The sequence below is a fragment of the Mesorhizobium sp. M7A.F.Ca.CA.004.12.1.1 genome, assembly GCF_003997835.1.
GTDB lineage: Bacteria > Pseudomonadota > Alphaproteobacteria > Rhizobiales > Rhizobiaceae > Mesorhizobium.
In genome coordinates, this window is the sequence record NZ_RZRK01001260.1 from 1 (window position 1) to 1101 (window position 1101).

2 protein-coding genes are annotated in these 1101 nt (G+C 67.3%); both read right to left on the reverse strand.

All coding sequences use genetic code 11. From position 1 onward, the window contains the following. Positions 1-738, reverse strand: a 738-nt coding sequence (locus EN984_RS35620) for a xanthine dehydrogenase family protein subunit M (protein WP_164765969.1), incomplete at its 3' end; no start/stop codon positions are given. Further along, a partial coding sequence (locus tag EN984_RS35625) for a (2Fe-2S)-binding protein (protein WP_164765970.1) occupies positions 735-1101 on the reverse strand: 367 nt, incomplete at its 5' end. The genes EN984_RS35625 and EN984_RS35620, both read right to left, overlap by 4 nt.

Here is a 1101-nt window from a genome sequence, read left to right on the forward strand (position 1 = left end):
GGCCGATACGACGGCAAAAGCATAAGAGGTGCGTTCGCGGACTTTCAGGTAACGGGCATTGGCGGAGAAGGAGGCCGCCTCCGCCGGCAGGCGCACCGCCACGATCAGGTCGCCGGGCTCTAGCGCATTCTCCCGCTGCGGCGTTTCGCCGGGAAGCCGGTGGAATTCCTCCAGTGTCACATGACGCCGGCCCTTCTTGCCCTCGATCTCGACCACGGCGTCGAGCGCCACCAGCGGCACGCAGAAGTCCGACGGGTGGGTGGCGATGCAGGCGTCGCTCCAGCCTAGCACGGCGTGCAGGCGGTTCTCGCCGCCCAGCGCATCGCAGCCGGCGCCTGGCTCGCGCCTGTTGCAGGCGCTGGCGGTGTCGTAGAAATAGCTGCAGCGCGTGCGCTGCAGCAGATTGCCGCCGACGGTGGCGGCGTTGCGAAGCTGCGCCGAAGCACCCGACAGCAGCGCCTCGGCCACCGCCGGATAGGATTTCGCGAACGCCGGATCGTAGGCAAGGTCGGCATTACGGACCAGCGCGCCGATGCGCAGGCCACCATCGTCCAGCCGTTCGATGCGGTTGAGCTCCGGCAGCCGGGAAATGTCGACGATACGCTCGGGACTGGTGATGCCGCCTTTCATCAGGTCGAGCAGATTGGTGCCGCCGGCGAGATAGGCCGAACCCGGCTCGGCTGCCGCGGCGATGGCGTCGGGGATGGTGGCTGGCCTGATGTAATCGAAATCTCTCATGCCGCGGTCCTCCGGTCGGCTTTGACAAGCTGTTGCTGGGCTTCCAGGACGGCCTCGACGATGCCGCCATAGGCCGCGCATCGGCATATGTTGCCGCTCAGCCCCTCACGGATGCGTTCGGGATCGTCGCCGGCCTGTGCCTCGGCGATCAGGCCGAGCGTGCTCATGATCTGGCCGGGTGTGCAGAACCCGCACTGCAAGCCGTCATGGGCGATGAAGGCGGCCTGCACCGGATGCAGTTCCTCGCCGTGGGCGACGCCTTCGATGGTCAAGACTTGGGCGCCGTCATGGCTGACCGCTAGCGCCAGGCATGAGTTGATGCGCTTGCCGTCGACCAGCACCGTGCAGGCGCCGCACTGGCCG